The sequence below is a fragment of the Ruegeria sp. AB8 genome, from assembly GCF_056542605.1.
Map to the genome: position 1 here is coordinate 33,666 of NZ_JBQGAB010000001.1, position 20,791 is coordinate 54,456.

Annotated in this window: 18 protein-coding genes and 2 tRNA genes; 7 read left to right on the forward strand and 13 right to left on the reverse strand. The window is 56.5% G+C overall.

What is annotated here, in order from left to right; genetic code table 11:
* The first annotated feature begins 65 nt into the window (after positions 1 to 65).
* Together ACR0CG_RS00165 and ACR0CG_RS00170 are read left to right on the forward strand one after the other, a co-directional pair.
* On the forward strand, positions 66 to 974 hold the full coding sequence (locus ACR0CG_RS00165; RefSeq protein WP_480522332.1) for a hypothetical protein: 909 nt from the start codon (positions 66 to 68) through the stop codon (positions 972 to 974).
* A gap of 138 nt (positions 975 to 1,112) precedes the next feature.
* Positions 1,113 to 1,198, forward strand: a tRNA-Leu gene (locus tag ACR0CG_RS00170).
* Positions 1,199 to 1,834: 636 nt separating this feature from the next.
* Here ACR0CG_RS00170 and ACR0CG_RS00175 read toward each other — a convergent pair.
* The 3 genes from ACR0CG_RS00175 to ACR0CG_RS00185 all read right to left on the reverse strand — a co-directional run bounded on the left by ACR0CG_RS00175 (position 1,835) and on the right by ACR0CG_RS00185 (position 3,596).
* Positions 1,835 to 2,050 carry a hypothetical protein gene (locus ACR0CG_RS00175; RefSeq protein ID WP_480522333.1) on the reverse strand — a complete coding sequence of 72 codons (216 nt, stop codon included), beginning with the start codon at positions 2,048 to 2,050 and terminating at the stop codon, positions 1,835 to 1,837.
* Between the two features lie 251 nt (positions 2,051 to 2,301).
* The gene (locus ACR0CG_RS00180; protein ID WP_480522334.1) at positions 2,302 to 2,967 is read right to left on the reverse strand and encodes an alpha/beta hydrolase; all 666 of its coding nucleotides are present in this window, start codon (positions 2,965 to 2,967) and stop codon (positions 2,302 to 2,304) included.
* Complete coding sequence (locus ACR0CG_RS00185; RefSeq protein ID WP_480522335.1) at positions 2,964 to 3,596, reverse strand: DNA-3-methyladenine glycosylase family protein; 633 nt, start codon at positions 3,594 to 3,596, stop codon at positions 2,964 to 2,966. The genes ACR0CG_RS00180 and ACR0CG_RS00185 overlap by 4 nt, the downstream gene beginning before the upstream one ends.
* A 96-nt stretch (positions 3,597 to 3,692) precedes the next feature.
* On the opposite strand from ACR0CG_RS00185, the gene ACR0CG_RS00190 reads away from it, so the two are divergent.
* Positions 3,693 to 4,919 carry an MFS transporter gene (locus ACR0CG_RS00190; protein ID WP_480522336.1) on the forward strand — a complete coding sequence of 409 codons (1,227 nt, stop codon included), beginning with the start codon at positions 3,693 to 3,695 and terminating at the stop codon, positions 4,917 to 4,919.
* Between the two features lie 8 nt (positions 4,920 to 4,927).
* Here ACR0CG_RS00190 and ACR0CG_RS00195 read toward each other — a convergent pair whose 3' ends face one another.
* Genes ACR0CG_RS00195 through cysS form a run of 3 tightly spaced genes read right to left on the reverse strand, consistent with a single transcriptional unit; the run spans position 4,928 to position 8,738 of the window.
* The gene (locus tag ACR0CG_RS00195) at positions 4,928 to 5,704 is read right to left on the reverse strand and encodes a squalene/phytoene synthase family protein (RefSeq protein ID WP_480522625.1); all 777 of its coding nucleotides are present in this window, start codon (positions 5,702 to 5,704) and stop codon (positions 4,928 to 4,930) included.
* A gap of 2 nt (positions 5,705 to 5,706) precedes the next feature.
* Positions 5,707 to 7,341 (reverse strand): citramalate synthase, encoded by a 1,635-nt coding sequence (gene cimA, locus ACR0CG_RS00200; protein WP_480522337.1) that lies wholly within the window; start codon positions 7,339 to 7,341, stop codon positions 5,707 to 5,709.
* Entirely contained in the window at positions 7,341 to 8,738 is a 1,398-nt protein-coding gene (gene cysS, locus ACR0CG_RS00205) for a cysteine--tRNA ligase (protein WP_480522338.1), read from the reverse strand. The genes cimA and cysS overlap by 1 nt, the downstream gene beginning before the upstream one ends.
* A gap of 218 nt (positions 8,739 to 8,956) precedes the next feature.
* Between cysS and ACR0CG_RS00210 the strand changes: the two genes are divergently transcribed.
* Positions 8,957 to 9,301 carry an MmcQ/YjbR family DNA-binding protein gene (locus ACR0CG_RS00210; RefSeq protein ID WP_480522339.1) on the forward strand — a complete coding sequence of 115 codons (345 nt, stop codon included), beginning with the start codon at positions 8,957 to 8,959 and terminating at the stop codon, positions 9,299 to 9,301.
* Between the two features lie 777 nt (positions 9,302 to 10,078).
* Here the strand turns inward: ACR0CG_RS00210 and ACR0CG_RS00215 are convergent.
* Positions 10,079 to 10,597 carry an outer membrane protein gene (locus tag ACR0CG_RS00215; RefSeq protein ID WP_480522340.1) on the reverse strand — a complete coding sequence of 173 codons (519 nt, stop codon included), beginning with the start codon at positions 10,595 to 10,597 and terminating at the stop codon, positions 10,079 to 10,081.
* Positions 10,598 to 11,023: 426 nt separating this feature from the next.
* Between ACR0CG_RS00215 and ACR0CG_RS00220 the strand changes: the two genes are divergently transcribed.
* Complete coding sequence (locus ACR0CG_RS00220) at positions 11,024 to 12,568, forward strand: trimethylamine methyltransferase family protein (protein ID WP_480522341.1); 1,545 nt, start codon at positions 11,024 to 11,026, stop codon at positions 12,566 to 12,568.
* A 50-nt stretch (positions 12,569 to 12,618) separates the two neighbouring features.
* On the opposite strand, the gene ACR0CG_RS00225 is transcribed toward ACR0CG_RS00220, so the two are convergent.
* Together ACR0CG_RS00225 and ACR0CG_RS00230 are read right to left on the reverse strand one after the other, a co-directional pair.
* On the reverse strand, positions 12,619 to 12,864 hold the full coding sequence (locus ACR0CG_RS00225) for an EF-hand domain-containing protein (RefSeq protein ID WP_480522342.1): 246 nt from the start codon (positions 12,862 to 12,864) through the stop codon (positions 12,619 to 12,621).
* A gap of 527 nt (positions 12,865 to 13,391) precedes the next feature.
* The gene (locus ACR0CG_RS00230) at positions 13,392 to 17,012 is read right to left on the reverse strand and encodes a vitamin B12-dependent ribonucleotide reductase (RefSeq protein WP_480522343.1); all 3,621 of its coding nucleotides are present in this window, start codon (positions 17,010 to 17,012) and stop codon (positions 13,392 to 13,394) included.
* Between the two features lie 544 nt (positions 17,013 to 17,556).
* Here ACR0CG_RS00230 and ACR0CG_RS00235 point away from each other — a divergent pair.
* Entirely contained in the window at positions 17,557 to 17,991 is a 435-nt protein-coding gene (locus ACR0CG_RS00235; protein WP_480522344.1) for a hypothetical protein, read from the forward strand.
* Between the two features lie 9 nt (positions 17,992 to 18,000).
* On the opposite strand, the gene ACR0CG_RS00240 is transcribed toward ACR0CG_RS00235, so the two are convergent.
* From ACR0CG_RS00240 to pdxH, 4 genes are all read right to left on the reverse strand, one after another.
* A tRNA-Pro gene (locus ACR0CG_RS00240) sits at positions 18,001 to 18,077 on the reverse strand.
* Positions 18,078 to 18,120: 43 nt separating this feature from the next.
* Positions 18,121 to 18,588: a DUF192 domain-containing protein gene (locus ACR0CG_RS00245; RefSeq protein WP_170614938.1), complete on the reverse strand. Its 468-nt coding sequence runs from the start codon at positions 18,586 to 18,588 to the stop codon at positions 18,121 to 18,123.
* A gap of 6 nt (positions 18,589 to 18,594) precedes the next feature.
* On the reverse strand, positions 18,595 to 19,122 hold the full coding sequence (locus ACR0CG_RS00250) for a cold-shock protein (protein ID WP_480522345.1): 528 nt from the start codon (positions 19,120 to 19,122) through the stop codon (positions 18,595 to 18,597).
* A 121-nt stretch (positions 19,123 to 19,243) separates the two neighbouring features.
* Entirely contained in the window at positions 19,244 to 19,849 is a 606-nt protein-coding gene (gene pdxH / locus ACR0CG_RS00255) for a pyridoxamine 5'-phosphate oxidase (RefSeq protein WP_480522346.1), read from the reverse strand.
* 134 nt (positions 19,850 to 19,983) lie between these two features.
* Here pdxH and fabI point away from each other — a divergent pair, with 134 nt between their 5' ends.
* On the forward strand, positions 19,984 to 20,790 hold the full coding sequence (gene fabI / locus ACR0CG_RS00260) for an enoyl-ACP reductase FabI (protein ID WP_170614935.1): 807 nt from the start codon (positions 19,984 to 19,986) through the stop codon (positions 20,788 to 20,790).
* Position 20,791: the final 1 nt, after the last annotated feature.

A 20,791-nucleotide genomic window follows, 5' to 3' on the forward strand; every position in this document is an offset into this window, starting at 1 on the left:
TATTGTACGAGACTCTTTAGAGATTGTTGCTGCACGGCGGTCAAACATACATTTAGAGGGTAATAATGTCTGACGACGCATTGGTCGAACTTCATCGCAAACCCGTTAACTGGTTTGAAGAAAGGATACCGGTTAGAGGTTGCAGGCTTTCTCTCGAGAAGATCAAGAGTCTCTACCGTGAATTGGACGCACCTAATACGGCGTTCGGAGAGCAATTGGTTGCCTCCTTGCCTAGGGACACGAGCATGTCAGACGAGGAGTGGGAAAGTAACAAGAGATTCCTGGTTCAAGACGGATTTAAGCTAACAGTGACCGTAACAGGTTTACGCGACCAACAACTTTATGGCGAAACGATTGAGGTGTTCGACCACCCTGAACTCCCCAATCCAATAAAGTCTATCTACTTCACAAATTCTACAGCGTTTGCTCGTCACGCGAGCGGCAACGACCCCAGAAATATGGTTTCAGTTTTGTTGGACTTCGACAAACCAAAGGTTTTTGATCCAAACCCGCTCGTGTCAGCTGAGACACCCAACACCAGCAATGTTTACGTCCGTGCTGAAGACGTATCATTCTTCAACGCCGTCGTGCGAGCTGTGGAGCGGAAGCTGACAGGTCATAAGACTTGGTACGCTCCGATCCATCGTAATTTCAGCTATGACATTGGCTTGTGGTTTGTGGCTCTACCGGTAGCTCTATACTTTTCAGCACTCTACATGGACAAATTGATACCTGTTGGAAGCAGTTTCGAGCTGTTCAGATGGCCGCTGTTTGTCTACTTTGTTGGACTTTGTTTGATAGCATACCGCCTATTGGTTACTTATGCGAAATGGGCATTTCCGGTAAATGTATTGGACGAAAACAACGACAAAGCTCTTGCACATCGACTGGCATTAGGAGGCGTACTCATATGGCTCTTTCTGCAGGTCGCCGGGACAGTCTACGGTATCGCCTTTGGTATCGTTTTTGGTTAGCCAGCTTTTTGTCCTCAGGCACTGGCTCATCTATCAGCGTTACTAAGCGCCTAAATTTGCGGTTGTTTGTCCCTGCAAGTTTTGGGCTGCAACTGCCTATTGACGACCTTCGATGGGTCAAATAAACGACTGGACATTGCCCTTCTGGTGGAATGGTAGACACGAGAGATTCAAAATCTCTTGCCGGCAACGGCGTCCCGGTTCGAGTCCGGGGAAGGGCACCACGAATTTCCGCTTTACTGTATTCTGGCTAAAGCATAGCCGTGGACGAAGCGTCTTCTCAATCTGACTCATTTGTAGTTGCCGTGGATACGTAGTGACTCCGCGTGAAACTAATGCTCGAAGGTGCTGACTTGAGTGGCTCGCTTGTGACCTAAAGCCAAAATTTGGTGACTTAAGGTCGAAAAAATTCAACAAAAACAATGGCTAATTTTTGGCCGTTGATTCAAAATCCCCCGCCTTCACGGGCGTGAGAGTTCGAGTCTCTCCTTGGGCACCACCAGCCAAATAACGATAGTACCGACCAGGAATTATCCATTAGGATATTTGCGTATTATGTTGTTTCTTAAAGATAAATTCCGGAAGCCACTTCATCATACCAGTGTTCGCCTGAACGTAAATAAAAAAGACCGAAACACTTCCAACCCGACTCGCATCTACCGTCAGCAGTTAGGTTTCTGGTAACGAACTTCCCCACATAATCGGATTCAGCAACCAAAACACTAGGTGGCCGGTGTTGAGTGGAAGGAAACAAAAAAATGCGATGAACAAAGTGTATTGTGCGAGTTCACCTTTGGCCGGACGAACTGTTTCCAAACGACTGACAATGAACTTCCCAAAACTCCACAGAGGGTTTTGTTCTAGTTTTGCCGTTTTCGGCTCAGAAGACCGTATTTGACAGCCCAGGCCCGGAAGGATCGGCGTTTTCCACCCTCGCGTTTCACACCTTGCTTTGAGTGCGCGCCTCCCATTCTGTTGAACTCGAAGACATCAATAATGCGTTCGGCGCAGCCACAAGCTTCGCCCATACCGACTTTGGCGAAGTAGAACTTTTCAAAGGACTCCGGATTCTTCATGGCAAACCTCCCTGACCTCATTGAAGCCCGCCTGTAGGGGTTTGCCAAATCACTTCTTCGCGGCTCAAGGCGCGAATAATTGACTGTTAGTCTTTGATCCGCGAGTTGTGATCGCCCAGACAAAGCAGTCGCATACAAAACGCAGCTAATCTGCATAGCAGGATGGTTCCATGCAGCCGTGTTGCAATCTCTGAAAACTAGGGGCGGAGAAACCCGCGCCCATTACTTGGTTATTTGGCTCTCAGAAAGGCTCACAAGCTCAATTTGTCGCGCATGAACGCCAAGGCCACACCAAGGCCGTCAGGATCGATTCCGTGGCCCGTGCCCTTCATGACATGTGCGTAAATCTCTTTGAATCCAGCCCCTTGCAAAGCTTCCGCGGCCTCGGGAAGCGATTGCGGAGGCACGACATCATCAGAATCGCCATGGACCAGTAGAATCGGCATGCGGCTGACGGTCTCCTCGGCCAGCATGTCAGGCTCCAGCAACCGGCCCGAGAAGGCCACGATACCGGCAACCGGGTCTTCGCGTCGAGGTGCCACGTGCAAACTCATCATGGTGCCTTGTGAAAAGCCGAACAAAACCACTTGTTCCGGCAACAGATCCTCATCCACCATCAAAGCGTCAAGAAAGGCGTTGAAATCCTCAACCGCCATCGCCATTCCCCTGCGCGCCTCTTCTTCGGACGAGCCGTCAATCCAGGGGATCGGAAACCACTGATACCCGTTGGGCATGCCGGCGATCTGTTCGGGTGCATCGGGGGCCACAAACAGCGTGTCAGGCAGATGGTCACCAAGCACGTCCGCCAGCCCCAAAAGGTCAGCCCCGTTGGCACCATAGCCGTGTACGAACACCACAACCGAGCGTGTGTCGCCCGAGACCGGCTCTTTCCGGAGCGCATTCAAAACCCGTGTCATCTGATCCCTTCTCGTTCTTTCGCGACCCGGTAATAGGCCCACAATACCCGCGCCGCAACCGACCGCCACGGCGACCAGGCTTCGGCCATTTGACGCAACTCCTTGTCCGTCGGGCGTTTTGGCAGGTCGTACAGAATTCGCGCAGCCTCCTGCAATGCCAGGTCCCCAGGCGCGATCACGTCCGCGCGGCCCAGCGAGAACATCGCGTAGATCTCGGCGGTCCAGACGCCGATGCCTGGCACTTCGGTCAACGTGGCCACAACATCCGCGTTAGGAGCATCGCGCAATGCCCTGTAATCAATACGTGCTTCGGCCAGCGCGCGGGCGTATCGGATTTTCTGACGGCTCAGCCCCACGGCGCGCAGATCGTCATCGGTCGCCCACATGATCTTGCGCGGTCCAGTGAGCTTGGCATCCTGCAGCCGTTTCCAGATCGAATTGGCCGAGGCCACACTGACTTGCTGGCTGACAATCGCACTGAGCAGCTGCGCAAATCCGTCCGGGCGACGACGCAAGGGCAATGGCCCGGTTTGGTCCATCGCGTAGGCCATGCGCGGACAGGATTCTGCCAACCACCTTGCCCCTTCGGCAACGCATTCGGGCGTTTCGATGATGCGTCCGACGGACATGGCCTCTCCATAATGTGACACGGGCCGCACGTTAGGCACATATGCCGCATATGCAACCCGCTTGTGTGCCAGGGATTTCACCGATACCCATGCCCCATGACGATGATGACTGCCTCTCCCGACAACTCTCTGGCCAAACGCAACGTAGCGGTTCTGGTTGCCGCGCAGGCCATTCTGGGCGCGCAAATGCCGATGATGTTCATTGTCGGCGGGTTGGCGGGGCAGTCGCTGGCCAGCAACCCTTGCCTTGCAACATTGCCTATCTCACTGATCGTGCTGGGGTCGATGCTGGCCGCCACACCGATCTCGGCGATCATGCAGAAATGGGGTCGCCGGGTGGGTTTTCTGTTTGGTGCGACTGCCGGAGCTTGTGGTGGCGTTGTCGGGGCGTACGGCCTGTACCTGGGGTCTTTCCCGATCTTCCTGCTGGGCAGCCTGCTGACCGGCATCTATATGAGCGCACATGGCTTTTACCGTTTTGCCGCCGCCGATACTGCGTCAGACAGTTATCGCCCGAAGGCGATTTCCTACGTCATGGCCGGCGGGCTTGCAGCTGCAATCATAGGACCGCAGATCGTCAAGCTGACGGCGCAAGCGTATGTCATTCCATTTCTTGGCACCTATCTGGCCGTGATTGCCGTAAACGTTTTTGGTTCGGCCCTGTTCTTTTTCCTCGATATTCCCACACCGGAAAAACCCGCCGAAGACGCGCCGAAGGGCAGAACGCGGATCGAAATGCTCAGAACGCCGCGCATCGCGGTGGCGGTGATTTGCGCCATGGTGTCCTATGCGCTGATGAACCTTGTAATGACATCCACTCCACTGGCGGTTGTAGGTTGCGGTTTCAGCCCGAATGACGCGGCGGATATCGTGACCAGCCATGTTCTGGCGATGTATGTTCCCAGCTTCTTCACCGGCCAACTGATAGCCCGGTTCGGGGTTGAAAAGATCGTCGCGCTCGGGCTGGCCATTCTGGCAGCGGCCGGCGTCGTTGCCCTGCAAGGCGTTGAGCTTGGCAATTTCTTTGTTGCCCTGATCCTGCTTGGGATCGGCTGGAATTTCGGCTTTATCGGCGCGACCAGCATGCTCGCGGACTCGCACGACGTGAACGAGCGTGGACGGATGCAGGGACTGAACGATCTGCTGGTATTTGGCGGTGTTACTCTGGCGTCGCTGGCATCGGGGGGACTGATGAACTGCTCGGGCGGTTCACCGGTCGAGGGATGGACGGCCGTCAATCTGGCCATGATCCCATTGTTGACGCTGGCCGGTGGCGCATTGTTGTGGCTGGTTCTTAAACCGGCCGAGGCCGAAACAGCCTGACAAACGTATTACCAGCGACCGCTGCCGGACCGCCACATCAGTGACGCGCGGCGCCTGACTTCCCCTTGCCACAATGTGCCATTGGCGACGCGTTCAGGCTGCGTCAGCGCCTGCTTCAACACCCAGTCCGCCTGCCAGCCAGCGAATAGCGCGGGTCGGGCCTGCACCGAAACATCCGCCCGCCTCGCACGCGCGCTGTTCAGCCGATCCAGCCCAACCTGCGCCAATGCACGTATGGCATCGGGTGTTCCGTTCAACAAAGGAATGCGGCCGCGCGCCTCAAGCTCGGGGATGGCACGGAACCAGTTGGCGACCCCGACGCCATAGCCAAAATCGCGCAAAACGGCTTCATCTGCAGCGCCGAGCGCCTGCGCTGACGCGACCATCAATGTCCCCGCACTCTGGTCGATATAGGTATCGAAGTGCTCTTCATCTTCGAAAGGGTCTTTGTAGATATCCCAACGCCTTACCGCCACATATTCATCCATAACCGAGGCCAGATGAGGGTTAAGAACCCTAGATAGCGGCGTCACGACCTCATGCCGTCTTATCGTCGGGCCTTGGGCGATTTCCTGAAGCGCATCTCGCCACCATTGCAGGCGCATTTCCGCGATCATCGGCTCTTGCGTCACCCACGGTGCGCGCGCAACTTCGACATTCAGTGCGTAAATGGGAAACAGGACCGCGCGTGCAGGAACCGGGGCGGCCATTGCCGCCATGAATCGATCCGAATCCGCCCGGTGCACCAGTTGCGCACAGGCCTTGAGATCGTCGTCGAATTTCACGCTCACTCAGCCGCTTCCGAGCGCGGATTGCAGTCGCGCACCAGTTTCCACTGGATCGCATCCAGCAGCGCCTCAAACGAGGCATCAACTATGTTGGCACTGACACCAACAGTTGACCATCGGCGTCCCTGCCCGTCTTCGCTGTCGATGATGACCCGCGTGACCGCCTCGGTGCCGCCCTGAGTAATGCGCACCTTGAAGTCGACCAGATGCATGTCATTCAGTATCCGCGAATACTGACCCAGATCCTTGGCCAACGCCTTGGCGAGGGCGTTGACCGGGCCCCGGTCGCTGCCGTCGCCGTCCAGCGATTCACTGACCGACAGTTTCTTTTCCCCGTCGACCTTCACTACAACGACGGCCTCGGAGAGGCTGACCATCTTGTTGTATTTGTTCTTGCGCCGCTCAACCGTGACCTTGTAACGCTTGACCTCGAAGAACTGAGGCAGTTGCCCCAGTTCCGCACGGGCCAGCAATTCAAAGCTCGCCTGTGCGGTGTCATAGGAATATCCAACCGCCTCGCGCTGCTTGATCCGCTCCAGTATGCGCCCCAGCGCCGGATCGCCGGCTTCGACCGTCAGCCCGGCTTCGGTCAGGCGTTTGCGCAGGTTCGATTGCCCGGCCTGGTTTGACATCGGAATGATGCGCGAGTTGCCAACAGTCGCCGGGTCGACATGTTCATAAGTCGACGGGTCCTTAAGAATCGCGCTGGCATGCAGCCCTGCCTTATGCGCAAAGGCCGAGGCCCCGACATAAGCCGACTGCTTGCTGGGCACCCGGTTCAATATGTCGTCCAGCATCCGGCTGATCCGCGTCAGACCTGACAAGGCTTCGCGACTGACGCCAACCTCAAAAGTCGAGGCATAGGGTTCCTTCAGCAAAAGGGTCGGAATCAGGGCAGTCAGATTGGCGTTGCCGCAACGCTCGCCCAATCCGTTCAGCGTACCCTGTATCTGGCGCGCGCCTGCATCTACCGCGGCCAGCGAACAGGCCACAGCGTTTTCCGTGTCGTTATGGGTGTGAATACCCAGACGATCCCCAGGCAGCCCGGCGGCGATCACCTCGGAAACGATGCGCCCGACCTCCGCAGGCAAGGCACCACCATTTGTGTCACACAACACAACCCAGCGCGCACCAGCGTCCAGTGCAGCGCGACAAACCGAGATCGCATAGTCAGGATTGTCCTTGTATCCATCAAAGAAATGCTCGGCATCGAACAAAGCCTCGCGACCCTGCGCCACGACATGCGCGACCGAGGCGCGTACGTTCTCGGTGTTTTCCGCAAGGTCGATACCAAGCGCGTCGGTCACGTGGTAATCATGTGATTTCCCCACCAGACAAACCGCCTGCGTTCCCGCATTCATCACCGCCGCCAGAACGTCATCATTGTCTGCGGACCGACCCGAACGTTTGGTCATCCCGAACGCGGTCAGACAGGCCGAAGTCTTTGGTGCCACATCGAAAAACGCACTGTCCGTCGGGTTGGCACCCGGCCAGCCGCCTTCGATATAGTCAATCCCCAGCGCATCCAGCGCCTGCGTGATCTGCACCTTTTCAGCAGTCGAGAACTGAACGCCCTGTGTCTGCTGCCCATCGCGCAGGGTGGTGTCATAAAGATAGAGCCGTTCCTTGGTCATCACACACCTTCCAGCTTGGATGCGTCAAAGCCCGCGCCGGGGACCAATTCGACACTGTTCTTGCTCATCCGAACTTCAATGCCTGCGGAAACGTACAGGGCTTTCAGGCGATCCACTTCAGCGAAATCTTTGCTCTGCATGGCAGCAGCCCGTGCCTGAACAAGCTTTTCGGCATGGCCGGACAAATCGACGCTATCTGTATGCGCCCAGCCCCCCATCTCATCCGTCAAAAGCCCAAGAAGACGGGCGCCAGCCAACAGACCAGCAGCGTCCCCTTTCGCTGCGAGCCGGTGCAGTTCCGCTACGGCACCCGCGGTGTTCAGATCATCGGCCAGCGCCTCCACAAACGCGTGTGTCACGCTGGCGGCGGGCTTGATGCCCGCTGTCAGCGTCCGCCATTTGCGCAGCGTCCCCTCGGCCTCACGCGCCTTTTTCTCCGTCCAGTCCATGGGCTTGCGGTAGTGAGTTTGCAGGAACACAAAGCGGATCACCTCGCCCGGCACACCCTGCTCCAGCAGATCATGTACGGTAAAGAAATTGCCGAGCGATTTGGACATTTTCTTCCCTTCGACCTGCAGCATCTCATTGTGCAGCCAGACCCTTGCAAACTCACCATGCGGATGCGCGCATTTGCTCTGGGCGATTTCGTTTTCATGATGCGGGAACATCAGATCATTGCCGCCCCCATGAATGTCGAAGCTTTCGCCCAAGAGTTCATAGGCCATGGCAGAGCATTCGATATGCCATCCCGGGCGTCCACGGCCCCAGGGTGACTCCCAACCAGGCAACTCATCGGTCGAGGGCTTCCACAACACAAAATCCATCGGATTCTTCTTGTAGGGCGCAACCTCGACACGCGCGCCTGCGATCATGTCGTCGACCGACCGCCCAGACAGGCTTCCGTATTCTTCCTTCCAGCTGTCCACTGCGAACAGCACATGACCTTCGGCCGCATAAGCGTGCCCCTTTGCGATCAGGTCTTCGATCATCGCAATCATCTGAGCGACAAATTGCGTCGCTCGCGGCATCTCGTTCGGCTCCAGCGCCCCCAGGGCGCCCATGTCGTGCAGATACCAGCCAATGGTTTCGTCGGAACGCTCCTGCACCAACTGCTCAAGCGACCCGACCGCGCCTGCCTGCTTTCGGGCCAGCGCCGTCGCATTTATCTTGTCATCCACATCCGTGAAGTTGCGCACATAGGTCACGTGTTCCGGGCCGTAGACATGGCGCAGCAATCGATAAAGCACATCGAACACCACCACGGGCCGGGCATTGCCAAGATGCGCGCGGTCATAGACGGTCGGGCCGCAGACATACATCCGCACATTGTCGGCATCGATCGGCACGAAATCTTCCTTCGTCCGCGTCCGTGTGTTGTGCAGTCTGATGGTCGTCATCTCGTGGGCTCCTAAGAAACAGCAATAGCTTGCGCGTTGGCGCGGGCTTAGCAACTTGTCTCAGGGATGAAAACGAAAGAAACCGGCCCGCTTGAGAAATCAGCAGGTAATGCAGCAGATAATGATGCAGGTCATCCGGTTCATGAGGACCGATTACCACGTAAAACACGTCAAGCCAAGGCTTGTGATCGCGCGGATGGCGGGGCACTCTGCCTTGTATGAGCCGAGACCTCGTGAACTCCATATGCCGTGACCTGCCCGGAGCGGAAGTGTCCGACCCCTGGGGTGGCGGTCATGACGCGTGGAAGATTGGCGGCAAGATGTTTGCCTGCATTGGCACGGCGGGCACCGGCGTTTCAGTAAAAACCCCTGATGTCGACACTGCGCAGATGCTGATCGAAGCGGGCGTCGGCACCAAAGCGCCCTATTTCCACCGCAGCTGGTTGCTGCTGCCATGGGAAACGGATGCCGACGAGATGCGCCATCGGCTGATCGCTTCCTATGACATTGTGCGCAAATCGCTTACCAAAAAAGTACAGGCTGAGTTGCCACCTCGTAGCTGATTGACAATACAACGCCATTCAGACCCGGCCGGAAGACGGGTTCCGGCCACGCGCAGAACGGAGCGATACCGCAGCCGACGGGGGCGTTGTCCTTGCTGATCAACTTTGCCCACCACCCCAACCGGAGCGGTCTATTCCGCCGACCCGTTACAAAGCATCTCTGATATTTGCCGAACACGCGACCTTTGGCTGATTTCGGACGAAGTCAGTGACACGCAGTTTGGGTCGGCGTCCATATTTCGCCTCAAAATTTGCTGGTCATGGCCGAACGCACCCCGGTTGTTCGGACCATGTTCAATTCACATGCAATGACAGGATCAAACTACAGCCGGATCATCAGGCCCTAGTACGTCATTTCCATTCCGATCAATCTGGCAATACATACAACGTATGGCGTTCCTAGATTTATTCAGGACGCCTCCAGTTTTACGTTGAACTCGGGCATTGATCTGAAACAGGATTTCTCGGAACTCGTCCGCAATCGGCGAACCTTGGCTATCGAACTGTTGAGCACTCGGAACGTTGTCGGGCTGGTGCCCGAACAGGGGACATGTATTTGATGCTGAATGTTCGTATCAACAGGCGAAGTGGTGAGGCATTTGCAAAGGCGCTGCTCGAAACGCATTCCATTGCGTTGAGGCAAGGTGAGAGCTTGGGCAGCGTTGCGGCTGGTCCCATCCGGGTTGCGATGACGATCGCAAACGACCTCTTCATTGCAGCGCTGCAAACACTGCGTGATTTGGCAATGAACGCTCCCGGGAGAAGCCAAACCATTGATCAGAACCGGAAGGTCGTCCGCAGATTGAAAGTGTTGGCGCCGAGACTGCCATTTGATCGGGTCACATTGTCAAAATTCTGACGCAGCGCCTCGCCACTGATGATAAATCTGTCATTGACCGGATAGGCAACGCCAATTCCGTAGACCGCCGCCGTGTCATTGTCGGCGGACGTATCGATCCGTGCGGCCCCGACCACCACATACCCCAACGCCGGTCCGAAGTCGTACCCGCCGCGCAGTTTCAGCCGTGTCAGACTGTCTAATGTACCTTCCCCCTGACCGAGGTTCAGCGACAGGTGATTGTATTCCAATTCGCTTCCCAGAACGAAGCTTCCGAAATCGTGGTCATAGCCGACATGGAGTCCAAAACTGGAATCGTCACCGCTGGATCCGTTGGGGCCGTCCGCTTCAGTATACCCAAAGCTGAATCCTGCATAACCCCCGGTCCAATCCTCGGCGACTGCCGGGACGGCGCTTAACATTGTCATTGCGACAATGAGGGCCGTGCTGAATTTCATTCACGTCTCCAACATGTTACAGCCCCGATGAGCGGGAATTTCGGGGCGCTTACAAACCATTTACCCGAACATTGGGTCCGAGAACCGATATTTCAATTCTGATAACAGACAGGTTAATAAATAGTGATCCAACTATATCAGATTTCCACCCGAACGGGAAGAAATCTCACGCTGAAACCCTTTCGACAAAGAAAGGGAGCAATGGCGACCTATTTCTAAGTTTGGGTCGCAAACAGGACAGATCATGTCGCCAGGTGAAGGATAACTACGGCCAACGTAAGAGGTCCGCATGAAAAGCGACTACTGGAAAATCCGCTTGATCAGCCGCACCATTGGTGCGGATCGCGGACGTGCGGCGCGGGGAAGGCCATTCTGAGGGTGAATTAAGCCACTCTTCAGGAACAGCTCTTAACCCGGACCAAACACATGAACGACCAAACCCGTACTTCCTCTCGCAGCGGCGGACGCTCCGCGCGCCGTGCCGCCCGTGCCTCTGCCCTGCCCGATCACCTGCGCCCCGTGCGGCCCGGAATGGAGGGCGGCACCCTGAACGTGCTGACTCAGTCACAGTTGGAACGCATTCACGAAGCTGCGCTGACAGCGCTGGAAACGATTGGCCTTGCGGATGCGCCGCAAAGCGGGATCGACTATCTTGTTGCCGTAGGCTGTACCCTGGGTGATGACGGTCGCATCCGGTTCCCGCGTGCGCTGGTGGAAGATACCATCGCCAAAGCCAATCGTTCCGTGACGCTTTACAGCCGGGATGGAAAGACCGATCTGGAACTGTCAGGCACGCGTGTTCATTACGGCACGGCTGGCGCGGCTGTCAGCATGGTCGACGTACACGGCCAGGAATACCGCGATTCGACCGTGCAGGATCTGCATGACGCCTCACGCATCTGCCAGCAGCTTGACAACATTCACTTTGTGCAGCGTCCGATGGTTTGCCGCGATATTGCGGATAACCTTGAGATGGATCTGAACACGGTCTACGCCACGACCTCGGGCACGTTCAAGCATATCGGCACATCCTTTACCGAACCCAGCCATGTCGCCCCGGCGATAGAAATGCTGCACATGATCGCGGGCGGCGAGGACAAATGGCGCGAGCGGCCGTTCATGTCCAACTCGAACTGCTTTGTCGTTCCGCCAATGAAATTCGCAACGGAAAGCTGCGAAGTGATGGAAGAATGCATCAAGGCCGGGATGCCGGTGCTGCTGCTGTCGGCGGGAATGGCCGGAGCGACTGCGCCTTCGACGATTGCGGGCGCAATCACTCAGGCAACGGCGGAATGCCTGGCCGGTCTGGTTTACGTCAATGCCGTCAAACCCGGTGCGCCAGCCGTTTTTGGAACCTGGCCCTTTGGTCTGGACCTGCGCACCGGCGCGATGTCCATCGGTTCGGGTGAACAGGCCCTTCTGACCGCGGGCTGCGCCCAGATGCACAGGTTCTACGACCTTCCGGGCGGTGCCGCCGCCGGAGCATCGGATGCGAAACTGCCGGACATGCAGGCCGGATGGGAGCAGATGTGCTCGAACGTTATGGCCGGATTGTCGGGCCTGAACATGGTCTACGAAGCGGCTGGAATGCACGCCTCATTGTTGGGTTTCTGCTTTGAGAGCCTGATCCTCAGCGATGACCTGATCGGCCAGGCGCAGCGCTGCGTGCGCGGGATCGAAGTGACGGACGAAACTTTGGCGCTGGACCAGATGGCGGCCGTCTGCATGGGCGGACCGGGTCACTATCTTGGCACGGATGCAACGCTCAGCCGCATGCAGGCAGATTATGTCTATCCGACCTTCGGAGATCGCTCCTCACCCAAGGAATGGGTGGAACTCGGCAAACCTGATCTGATTGAGAAAGCGATCAAGCGAAAAGATGAAATCCTGTCAGCACCGTCGCCGGCACAATTCGACCCGATGCTGGATGCTGAACTTCGAAGCAGATTCAACATTCACTTGCCGAGATAAGACACTGAAAAGCGGCCTGAAATGCTCAGGCCGCTTTCCCGCACCCGGATTTAGCCGTCACTGGATGGAAGCAAACCCGCTTCCTGTGCGACGGCAATCTCGGCCTGATCCAGCGCGCCGTCGCCATTTGCATCCATGGCCGAGAACCCGTCTGCGTCGACATCGGGCAGAATTGCCTGCACTTCTTCGATTGTCAGTACGCCATCCCCGTTTGCGTCCACTGAGGTTTGAGCGACGGCCAGTGTTGGCAATCCAAGTACGATTGCTGAGAATACAGCCAGATTTTGGCGTTTCATTTCGGTGCCTCCTGAGAGTGTTGTTGTCTGTTTCCTGTCCGGACAGGCCCCAGAAACACCCGATTGACGCCTTCTGTCACTCGCAATGGTTGAGGACGTAAATTTCAGGACAATCATTGCGTGTTTTGCAGAGTCGCATCTGCGGTCCGCCGCCAAGAAAAACACCCGAAGTTCTGTTCGGCGGTTCTTGCCCGATAACAGGAACGCATTCCGGCAAGGCTTTGCTCAGGTCAAAAAAGAAAGGGGGCCGAAGCCCCCTGTCAGTTTCGCCTTCCAGGCTCGTATCGTTGACCGCCCGGTGTTTTTTTGCCTGCGGCCTGGACTGCGCATGGGACGAGCGCACCCGCCCCGTGAAAGAGTGGGAAGGACCGATATTCCGCCCCACCCTGTTCCCGGCCAACACGGGCATGTCGGCCGAGTGGAGAAAGGTCAGTTGGTAAGTCTCAGAGCCTTTCTCCGTATTCGTCGGGGCCGGTCACTGTGGCAGCATCCGACCCCTGCACCCCGGGGTGCCAGGGCGCTAAACTTCAGCTACACCCGCTTGTCGCGCCACAGGTGTTGCATTTCATGCAGGTGCCGTTGCGCACCAGCGTGTAGTTTCCGCATTCTCCGCACGGGTCGCCCTCGTATCCCTGCATCTTCGCCTTCGTACGGGCGTCCATGCTGGTCGCGACGGCTGTCTCCGCAACCGGTGCCGCAAATTGCGCTGCGGATTCGGCCATGCCGTTCGCGCCGGACTGCCCACCATTGAACACCATCAGGTCCTGCGGCAATCGCTTGCGGAGGTAGCCAGTCGAACTGATTTGTTTCAGTACTTCCAAGGACTTGGACGCCGCTGTTTCGCTGATTTCCGAAACGTTCGACAACCCGTCTTCCTCTCCCCGGCCCAGATCATCAAAGGTTGCGCCTTCGGGCTTCACATGGGCTAGGTCTGTGCGGTCGAGATAAGACACGGCCAGTTCGCGGAAGATGTAATCCAGGATCGACGTCGCGTTCTTGATCGAGTCGTTGCCCTGCACCATCCCCGCCGGTTCGAACTTGGTGAAGGTGAAGGCATCGACGAACTCTTCCAGCGGTACGCCGTATTGCAGGCCAACAGACACGGCGATGGCAAAGTTGTTCATCATCGCACGGAAGCCAGCGCCTTCCTTGTGCATATCGATGAAGATCTCGCCCAGCTTGCCGTCTTCGAACTCGCCGGTGCGCAGATAAACCTTGTGGCCGCCGACGATCGCTTTCTGGGTATACCCCTTACGGCGATGCGGCAGTTTCTCGCGATGGCTGCGGATCATTTCCTTGACCACAACCTTCTCGATCACCTTTTCGGCCAGAACGACGGCTTTCTCCTGCGCCGATCCGCTCTCTAGCACTTCAGCGGCTTCATCGTCATCCTCGACCAGCGCCGCAGCCAGAGGCTGCGACAGTTTCGAGCCATCACGATACAGCGCGTTCGCCTTCACACCCAGCGACCAGCTGAGTTCATAAGCCTTCTGGCAATCCTCGATGGTTGCGTCATTCGGCATGTTGATCGTTTTCGAGATCGCACCTGAGATGAAGCTTTGCGCCGCGGCCATCATAGTGATGTGGCTATCAACCCCAAGGAAACGCTTGCCTTTCTTGCCGCACGGGTTGGCGCAGTCGAAGATCGAGTAGTGCTCTTCCTTCAGGTGCGGCGCGCCTTCCAGCGTCATTGTTCCGCATACATGGTCGTTGGCCGCGTCGATATCCGCTTTGGTAAAGCCCAGATGGCGCAGCAGATCGAAGGTCGGGTCGTTCAACTTGGTCGCCGGGATGCCCAGAACGCCGGTGCAGAAATCCTCGCCCAGTGTCCACTGGTTGAAGACGAACCGGATATCAAAGGCGCTTTCCAGCGCGGCATCCACCTTGGCCAGCTCATTCGCGCCAAAACCATGACCGGTCAGCGAGGTGTGGTTGATCCCCGGCGCGTTGCCGATGGTGCCGTGACCAACCGCGTAACCCACGATCTCTTCAATCTGAGACGAGGAATAGCCCTGCTTTTCCAGCGCCGACGGCACTGAGCGGTTGATGATCTTAAAGTAACCGCCACCAGCCAGCTTTTTGAACTTCACCAGAGCAAAGTCAGGTTCGATTCCGGTCGTGTCGCAATCCATCACCAGACCGATGGTACCGGTCGGTGCGATCACGGTAGCCTGCGCGTTGCGGTAGCCGTTCTTTTCGCCGAGGCTCAGCGCCTCATCCCAGGCCGACATTGCAAGATCAATCAGACGCTTGTCTGGGCAGTTGCCATGGTCCAGCGGCACCGGCTTGACGGCCAGTTTCTCATAACCCTCGGTCACACCCTGCGACGCACGGCGGTGGTTGCGGATAACGCGCAGCATGTGGTCGGCGTTACGCTCATACCCTTTGAACGGGCCAAGCTCGCCTGCAATCTCCGCCGAGGTCGCATACGCCACACCGGTCATGATCGCGGTCAGCGCGCCACAGATCGAACGCCCCTCATCTGAGTCATAGCTGTAGCCCATGTTCATCAGCAGGCCGCCGATGTTGGCGTATCCAAGACCCAAGGTACGGAAATCATAAGACAGTTGCGCGATTTCCTTGGACGGGAACTGCGCCATTGTCACCGAGATTTCCAGCGTCAGGGTCCACAGACGCGAAGCGTGCATGTAGTCCGCCGCCTGAAACTCACCATCCTTGAGGAAGGTCAGCAGGTTCATCGACGCCAGATTACAAGCCGTGTCATCGAGGAACATGTATTCCGAGCAAGGGTTCGAGCCGCGGATGGCTCCGTCTTCGGGGCATGTGTGCCATTCGTTGACTGTGTCATGAAACTGGATACCCGGATCAGCACAGGCCCATGCCGCATGGCCGACTTTTTCCCACAGATCGCGCGCCTTGACGGTCTTGGAAACCTTGCCGTCGGTGCGATTGATCAGTTCCCAATCCGCGTCTTTCTCAACTGCGGTCAGGAAAGCGTTGGTCACGCGGATTGAGTTGTTCGAGTTCTGGCCCGAAACCGAGCTGTAGGCTTCCGAATCCCAGTCCGTATCGTAAGTCGGGAACTCGATGCTGTCGTGACCCTGACGCGCATAATCCAGCACGCGCTTAATGTAAGTCTCTGGGATCGCGACTTTTTTGGCTTCGCGAACCGCGTTCTTCAGGCTGTCATTCTTATTGGGATCATACGCATCATCCTGCGCGCCGCCCCAGCTGCGGATGGCCTCGAAAATGCCGTTCAGCATCTTCTCGTGCATCTTCGATCCGGCAACGATCGAGGCCACCTTCTGCTCTTCGATCACCTTCCATTCGATGAATTGCTCGATATCGGGGTGATCTGCATCGACGATTACCATCTTTGCTGCTCGACGGGTTGTCCCGCCTGATTTGATCGCGCCAGCGGCGCGGTCGCCGATCTTGAGAAAGCCCATAAGGCCCGAGGACTTGCCACCACCCGACAGCGCCTCACCTTCTGCACGCAGATGGCTGAAGTTGGTCCCGGTACCCGAACCATATTTGAACAGGCGCGCCTCGCGCACCCACAAGTCCATGATGCCGCCTTCGTTCACCAGATCATCATCGACGGACTGGATGAAGCAAGCATGCGGCTGCGGGTGCTCGTATGCGGATTTCGATTTGGTCAGCTTGCCGGTTTTGTAGTCGACATAATGGTGACCCTGCGCCGGGCCGTCGATCCCGTAGGCCCAATGCAGACCGGTGTTAAACCATTGCGGCGAGTTCGGCGCCGCGCGCTGGGTCGCCAGCATATAGCGCATCTCATCAAAGTAAGCGCGCGCGTCATCCTCGGTTGAGAAATACCCGCCTTTCCAGCCCCAATACGCCCAAGCGCCGGCCAGACGGTCGAACACCTGCTTGGACGAGATTTCTCCGTCAAACTCAGCGTCTTCAGCGGGAACCGAACGCCACAGGAATTCGGGAACGTCCTTTTCTTTGACTTTCTTCAGCTTGGACGGAACACCAGCCTTGCGGAAATATTTTTGGGCGATGACATCGCTGGCAACCTGGCTCCAGCTTGAAGGGATTTCGATATTCTCGAGACGGAAAACAATTGTCCCATCCGGGTTGCGGATTTCGGATGTTGCCGAAACAAACTCCAGATCTGCATATGCATCCTGCCCGGATTTGGTGAATTTTCTGTCAATCTTCATGTCCGCCGCCCTAGCTACAACCAGCTTAATTTTCGGTTTTCGACACCAAATCTTGTTTGCGGGGTGTCGACCGCCTGCCACCGATTTCCGGACAAAAGGGTATCGGTCGCTGCCTTTGACAGCGCATAGCCGAACAATTCGGCTGCACGTGGCATTGGTATGCTTTCCGTCCCTCGCCCGTTGCCTTATTCTGGTAAGTGCCTACCAGATATTGTGGCACGTCTTTCGGCCCATACAATCTGACGTATATACCCATATGTGGTCAACGGGCTTTTTCGATCTTTTTTCAAATCTTTTTTGTTGACCTCATCCCATGACGAGTCCGCAATTCACTTGTCCACGATTCCTCCACAGGTAAGACGCTTCCGCGCAGGACCTGACCGCCGGACGGCTCAAATTGATTTCTCTTTTTTCTCGCCATGGTTATCGGCCAATGATCAAGCAACCAGCTGTTAATGCTCGGGCCAGAGAATCATCGTCCCGTGCTCCGGTCCCATGCCATAGTGAAACCATCTCTAAAGTCTGAACCCTGTTGGTTTTACATATGAATCTGCTTCATCTGCTGCCTGTTGCCGCGCTGATCGTGTCCTGCACACCACAAGACACGTCCCCGTCATCGCGCAGCGCTGAATTCCCGGAGTATCCCCAAAAGCTGTTCAGTGCGTTTGAAACCGACTGCGTGGGCCCTGGCAACAAATATGTAAAAACCGACCGAAACACCGTCGAATGTCGCGAGTTGCTGCCCCCCGACATGACGGCCTATCTGATTCTCAACTTTGACGGTTATCCCCAAAACCTGCCGCAGATCGTGACGTATCTGCATTCCAGTAAGATCCAGGCTGGCTATCGGGTCGATGCCGAGTTGTTTTTTTTGGTTCCGCAGAAAAGTGGGAAGACCGTGAAGATTCCAGTGCAAAGCGAGATGGTTAATCGCGATTTTTCGCGGCTGTACACCGAATTTGGCGGGAATCCGATTTGATCGAAAAAGTGGTCGGGGCGGCAGGATTCGAACCTACGACCCCCTGTACCCAAAACAGGTGCGCTACCAGACTGCGCCACGCCCCGGACCGTGCGCCTTCCTAAACGTGCCGATTTGATTTGAAAAGCCCTAACAGGGCCAAATCGCAGGTCCGCGCGAAAAAACTTTGTGCCGCATCTGGGAACCGGGCGTTATCAGGTACCGCGCCGCGAGACCGGCGTTAATTTCCAATACCGCAAATACCTTACCCCCACCGTCGACAGGGGTCAGATCACCCGGAACCGCATTGTGGTGCACTTTCATTACGGACCCGGACTGATCCAGAAAAATCATGTCCAAAGGAATCAGCGTGTTCTTCATCCAGAACGCCACGGGTTGCGGCGGATCGAAGACAAACAGCATCCCCGACTGTGTCGGCAGTGATTCCCGAAACATCAAGCCGCGCGCACGGTCCTGAGGCGAGATCGCAAGTTCGATATCAAACCGAATGTGAGTTTTGTCGTTCCGGACATAGATCCTGTCTTCCCGACAGGCCGCCAACGCGGTTTCAGCCCACATTACTGAAAGAATAATGAGAACCGAGAGAAACCTGATCATTGGCACTTATGCGTCCAGAGCAGCTTCCCAGGCCAGAACCTGCGCCGCCATACGTCCCCGCTTGCCGTCGATGACACGCATCGCAAGGGCCTCGCCCGGCTGAAGATCGGCCAGCCCGGACCGGCGCAGAACCTCGATGTGAAGAAAAACGTCTTCATCACGGCCAAAGACATTTGCAAAGCCAAAGCCCTTGCCTTTGTCGAACCATTTGACGCGCGCCGCCTCAAGCGGTGCGTTGGCAATCACGACCGGGTCAAGATCGGCGAAATCGGCCAGCAGCATGGCATCTGCGCGTGCGGGGGGATCGACGGTCACGACTTCGACCGCCTGAACACCGCGATCGGTGCGATGCGTCATAATCTCGATACCAGCGCCATCGGCGACCGAACTTTGCCCGAAATTGCGCAACACGTTCACATGCAACAGAATATCCGGGCCGCCTTCGTCGGACACAACAAATCCGTACCCCTTTGCGGGATCGAACCATTTAACGTGTCCACGTACGCGGTACATGTTGTTCAGATCTTCTGGCACTGTTTTCCCATCGCGAAAATTAGCACTTCGTTAAGGGTTTGATGTGTATGGGAATGGCGCGCAAATTCAAGTTGAAAAAAATCATTGTTTTCTGCGTGTTGCATTTCACGATACGCGAACGTCATGGATTCAACCTCTGCACTTGCCACGCGGAACCCGATTGATCCCGCCGCCATCTGAACCGATCATGCAAACGAAATGCACCATCGGCCCAAAACTCGATTTCCGTCGGCTCCAACCGATACCCGCCCCAGAACGGCGGGCGTGGCGGATTGGGTCCAAGTTTCGCCGTTACTTTCGCCACTTCCGCCATCAGAACCGATCGGCTGCTCAGCGGCTGCGATTGTTTGGAAGCCCAGGCCCCCAAACGGCTTTTCAGTGATCTCGAGGCATAGTATTCATCCGCCTTCGGACCATCCTCGCGCGATATTGTACCACGAACTCGGATCTGCCGCCGCAAGGATTTCCAGTGCATGACAAAAGCCGCTTTGCCGGCACTTTCCAGTTCGGCTGCCTTGGCGCTTTCATAGTTCGTGTAGAATACAAAGGCGTCCGGCTCGATTTCCTTAAGCAGAACCATGCGCACATTGGGCATACCGTCCGAATCTACGGTCGCCAAAGCAATCGCATTCGGATCGTTAGGTTCAGACTCTCTGGCCTCGCCCAGCCACCGCTCCGCCAATTCAAACGGATCAGTTCCGGCAAAAATGCCGCTACGCTCGTTCATTTCCATCCCCTGGAAAGTAATGTTGACGACCCTAAGGCGAGAACCCGCTGCGGGCAAGACCCGCTCAGCCTTGAAGCAGCGCATCCAATGGCCTAAACCACTCTGATAAAACCGGGACAGGCGGAGATCCAAATATGTCTAATCAGTTGATGGCCGGAAAACGCGGCCTCATCATGGGACTGGCCAATGACAAATCAATCGCATGGGGAATCGCCCGCGCCCTGTCCGAAGCAGGCGCTGAGCTGGCGTTCTCGTATCAGGGCGATGCGTTGAAAAAACGGGTTGACCCACTGGCGGCCCAGTTGGGTAGCGATATCGTGTTGCCCTGTGACGTCAGTGATGAGGCATCCATTGACGGGTTGTTCGCGCAGCTTTCTGAAAAATGGGGCAAGCTGGACTTTATCGTCCATGCCATCGGATTCTCGGACAAGAACGAACTGCGCGGGCGCTATGTCGATACGTCACGGGCTAATTTCAACCTGACGATGGACGTGTCGGTCTATTCCTTTACCGCAGTGATGCAGCGCGCAGAAAAACTGATGTCCGAAGGCGGCAGCGCAATCACGCTGACCTATTACGGGGCCGAGCAGGTGATGCCGCACTACAACGTGATGGGCGTCGCCAAGGCCGCGCTGGAGGCATCGGTCAAATATCTGGCTGAAGACCTGGGCAAGGACGGGATTCGCGTAAACGCTATTTCCGCGGGTCCGATCAAAACACTGGCGGCAAGCGGTATCGGCGATTTCCGCTATATCATGAAGTGGAACGAATATAATTCGCCCCTGCGCCGGAACGTGACCATAGACGATGTCGGCAAATCCGCCCTATACCTGTTGTCCGACCTCAGCAGCGGTGTAACCGGTGAAAATCTGCACGTGGATTCGGGGTATCACATCGTCGGCATGAAAGCCGTCGATGCGCCGGATATTGAAAAGGGTTGAT

What these genes read in the sequence shown, in the direction of transcription:
- ACR0CG_RS00165 (WP_480522332.1), top strand. Translation starts at nt 66, where the DNA reads ATGTCTGACGACGCATTGGTCGAACTTCATCGCAAACCCGTTAACTGG.
- ACR0CG_RS00175 (WP_480522333.1), bottom strand. Translation starts at nt 2,050, where the DNA reads ATGAAGAATCCGGAGTCCTTTGAAAAGTTCTACTTCGCCAAAGTCGGT.
- ACR0CG_RS00180 (WP_480522334.1), bottom strand. Translation starts at nt 2,967, where the DNA reads ATGACACGGGTTTTGAATGCGCTCCGGAAAGAGCCGGTCTCGGGCGAC.
- ACR0CG_RS00185 (WP_480522335.1), bottom strand. Translation starts at nt 3,596, where the DNA reads ATGTCCGTCGGACGCATCATCGAAACGCCCGAATGCGTTGCCGAAGGG.
- ACR0CG_RS00190 (WP_480522336.1), top strand. Translation starts at nt 3,693, where the DNA reads ATGACGATGATGACTGCCTCTCCCGACAACTCTCTGGCCAAACGCAAC.
- cimA (WP_480522337.1), bottom strand. Translation starts at nt 7,341, where the DNA reads ATGACCAAGGAACGGCTCTATCTTTATGACACCACCCTGCGCGATGGG.
- cysS (WP_480522338.1), bottom strand. Translation starts at nt 8,738, where the DNA reads ATGACGACCATCAGACTGCACAACACACGGACGCGGACGAAGGAAGAT.
- ACR0CG_RS00210 (WP_480522339.1), top strand. Translation starts at nt 8,957, where the DNA reads ATGAGCCGAGACCTCGTGAACTCCATATGCCGTGACCTGCCCGGAGCG.
- ACR0CG_RS00215 (WP_480522340.1), bottom strand. Translation starts at nt 10,597, where the DNA reads ATGAAATTCAGCACGGCCCTCATTGTCGCAATGACAATGTTAAGCGCC.
- ACR0CG_RS00220 (WP_480522341.1), top strand. Translation starts at nt 11,024, where the DNA reads ATGAACGACCAAACCCGTACTTCCTCTCGCAGCGGCGGACGCTCCGCG.
- ACR0CG_RS00225 (WP_480522342.1), bottom strand. Translation starts at nt 12,864, where the DNA reads ATGAAACGCCAAAATCTGGCTGTATTCTCAGCAATCGTACTTGGATTG.
- ACR0CG_RS00230 (WP_480522343.1), bottom strand. Translation starts at nt 17,012, where the DNA reads ATGAAGATTGACAGAAAATTCACCAAATCCGGGCAGGATGCATATGCA.
- ACR0CG_RS00235 (WP_480522344.1), top strand. Translation starts at nt 17,557, where the DNA reads ATGAATCTGCTTCATCTGCTGCCTGTTGCCGCGCTGATCGTGTCCTGC.
- ACR0CG_RS00245 (WP_170614938.1), bottom strand. Translation starts at nt 18,588, where the DNA reads ATGATCAGGTTTCTCTCGGTTCTCATTATTCTTTCAGTAATGTGGGCT.
- pdxH (WP_480522346.1), bottom strand. Translation starts at nt 19,849, where the DNA reads ATGAACGAGCGTAGCGGCATTTTTGCCGGAACTGATCCGTTTGAATTG.
- fabI (WP_170614935.1), top strand. Translation starts at nt 19,984, where the DNA reads ATGTCTAATCAGTTGATGGCCGGAAAACGCGGCCTCATCATGGGACTG.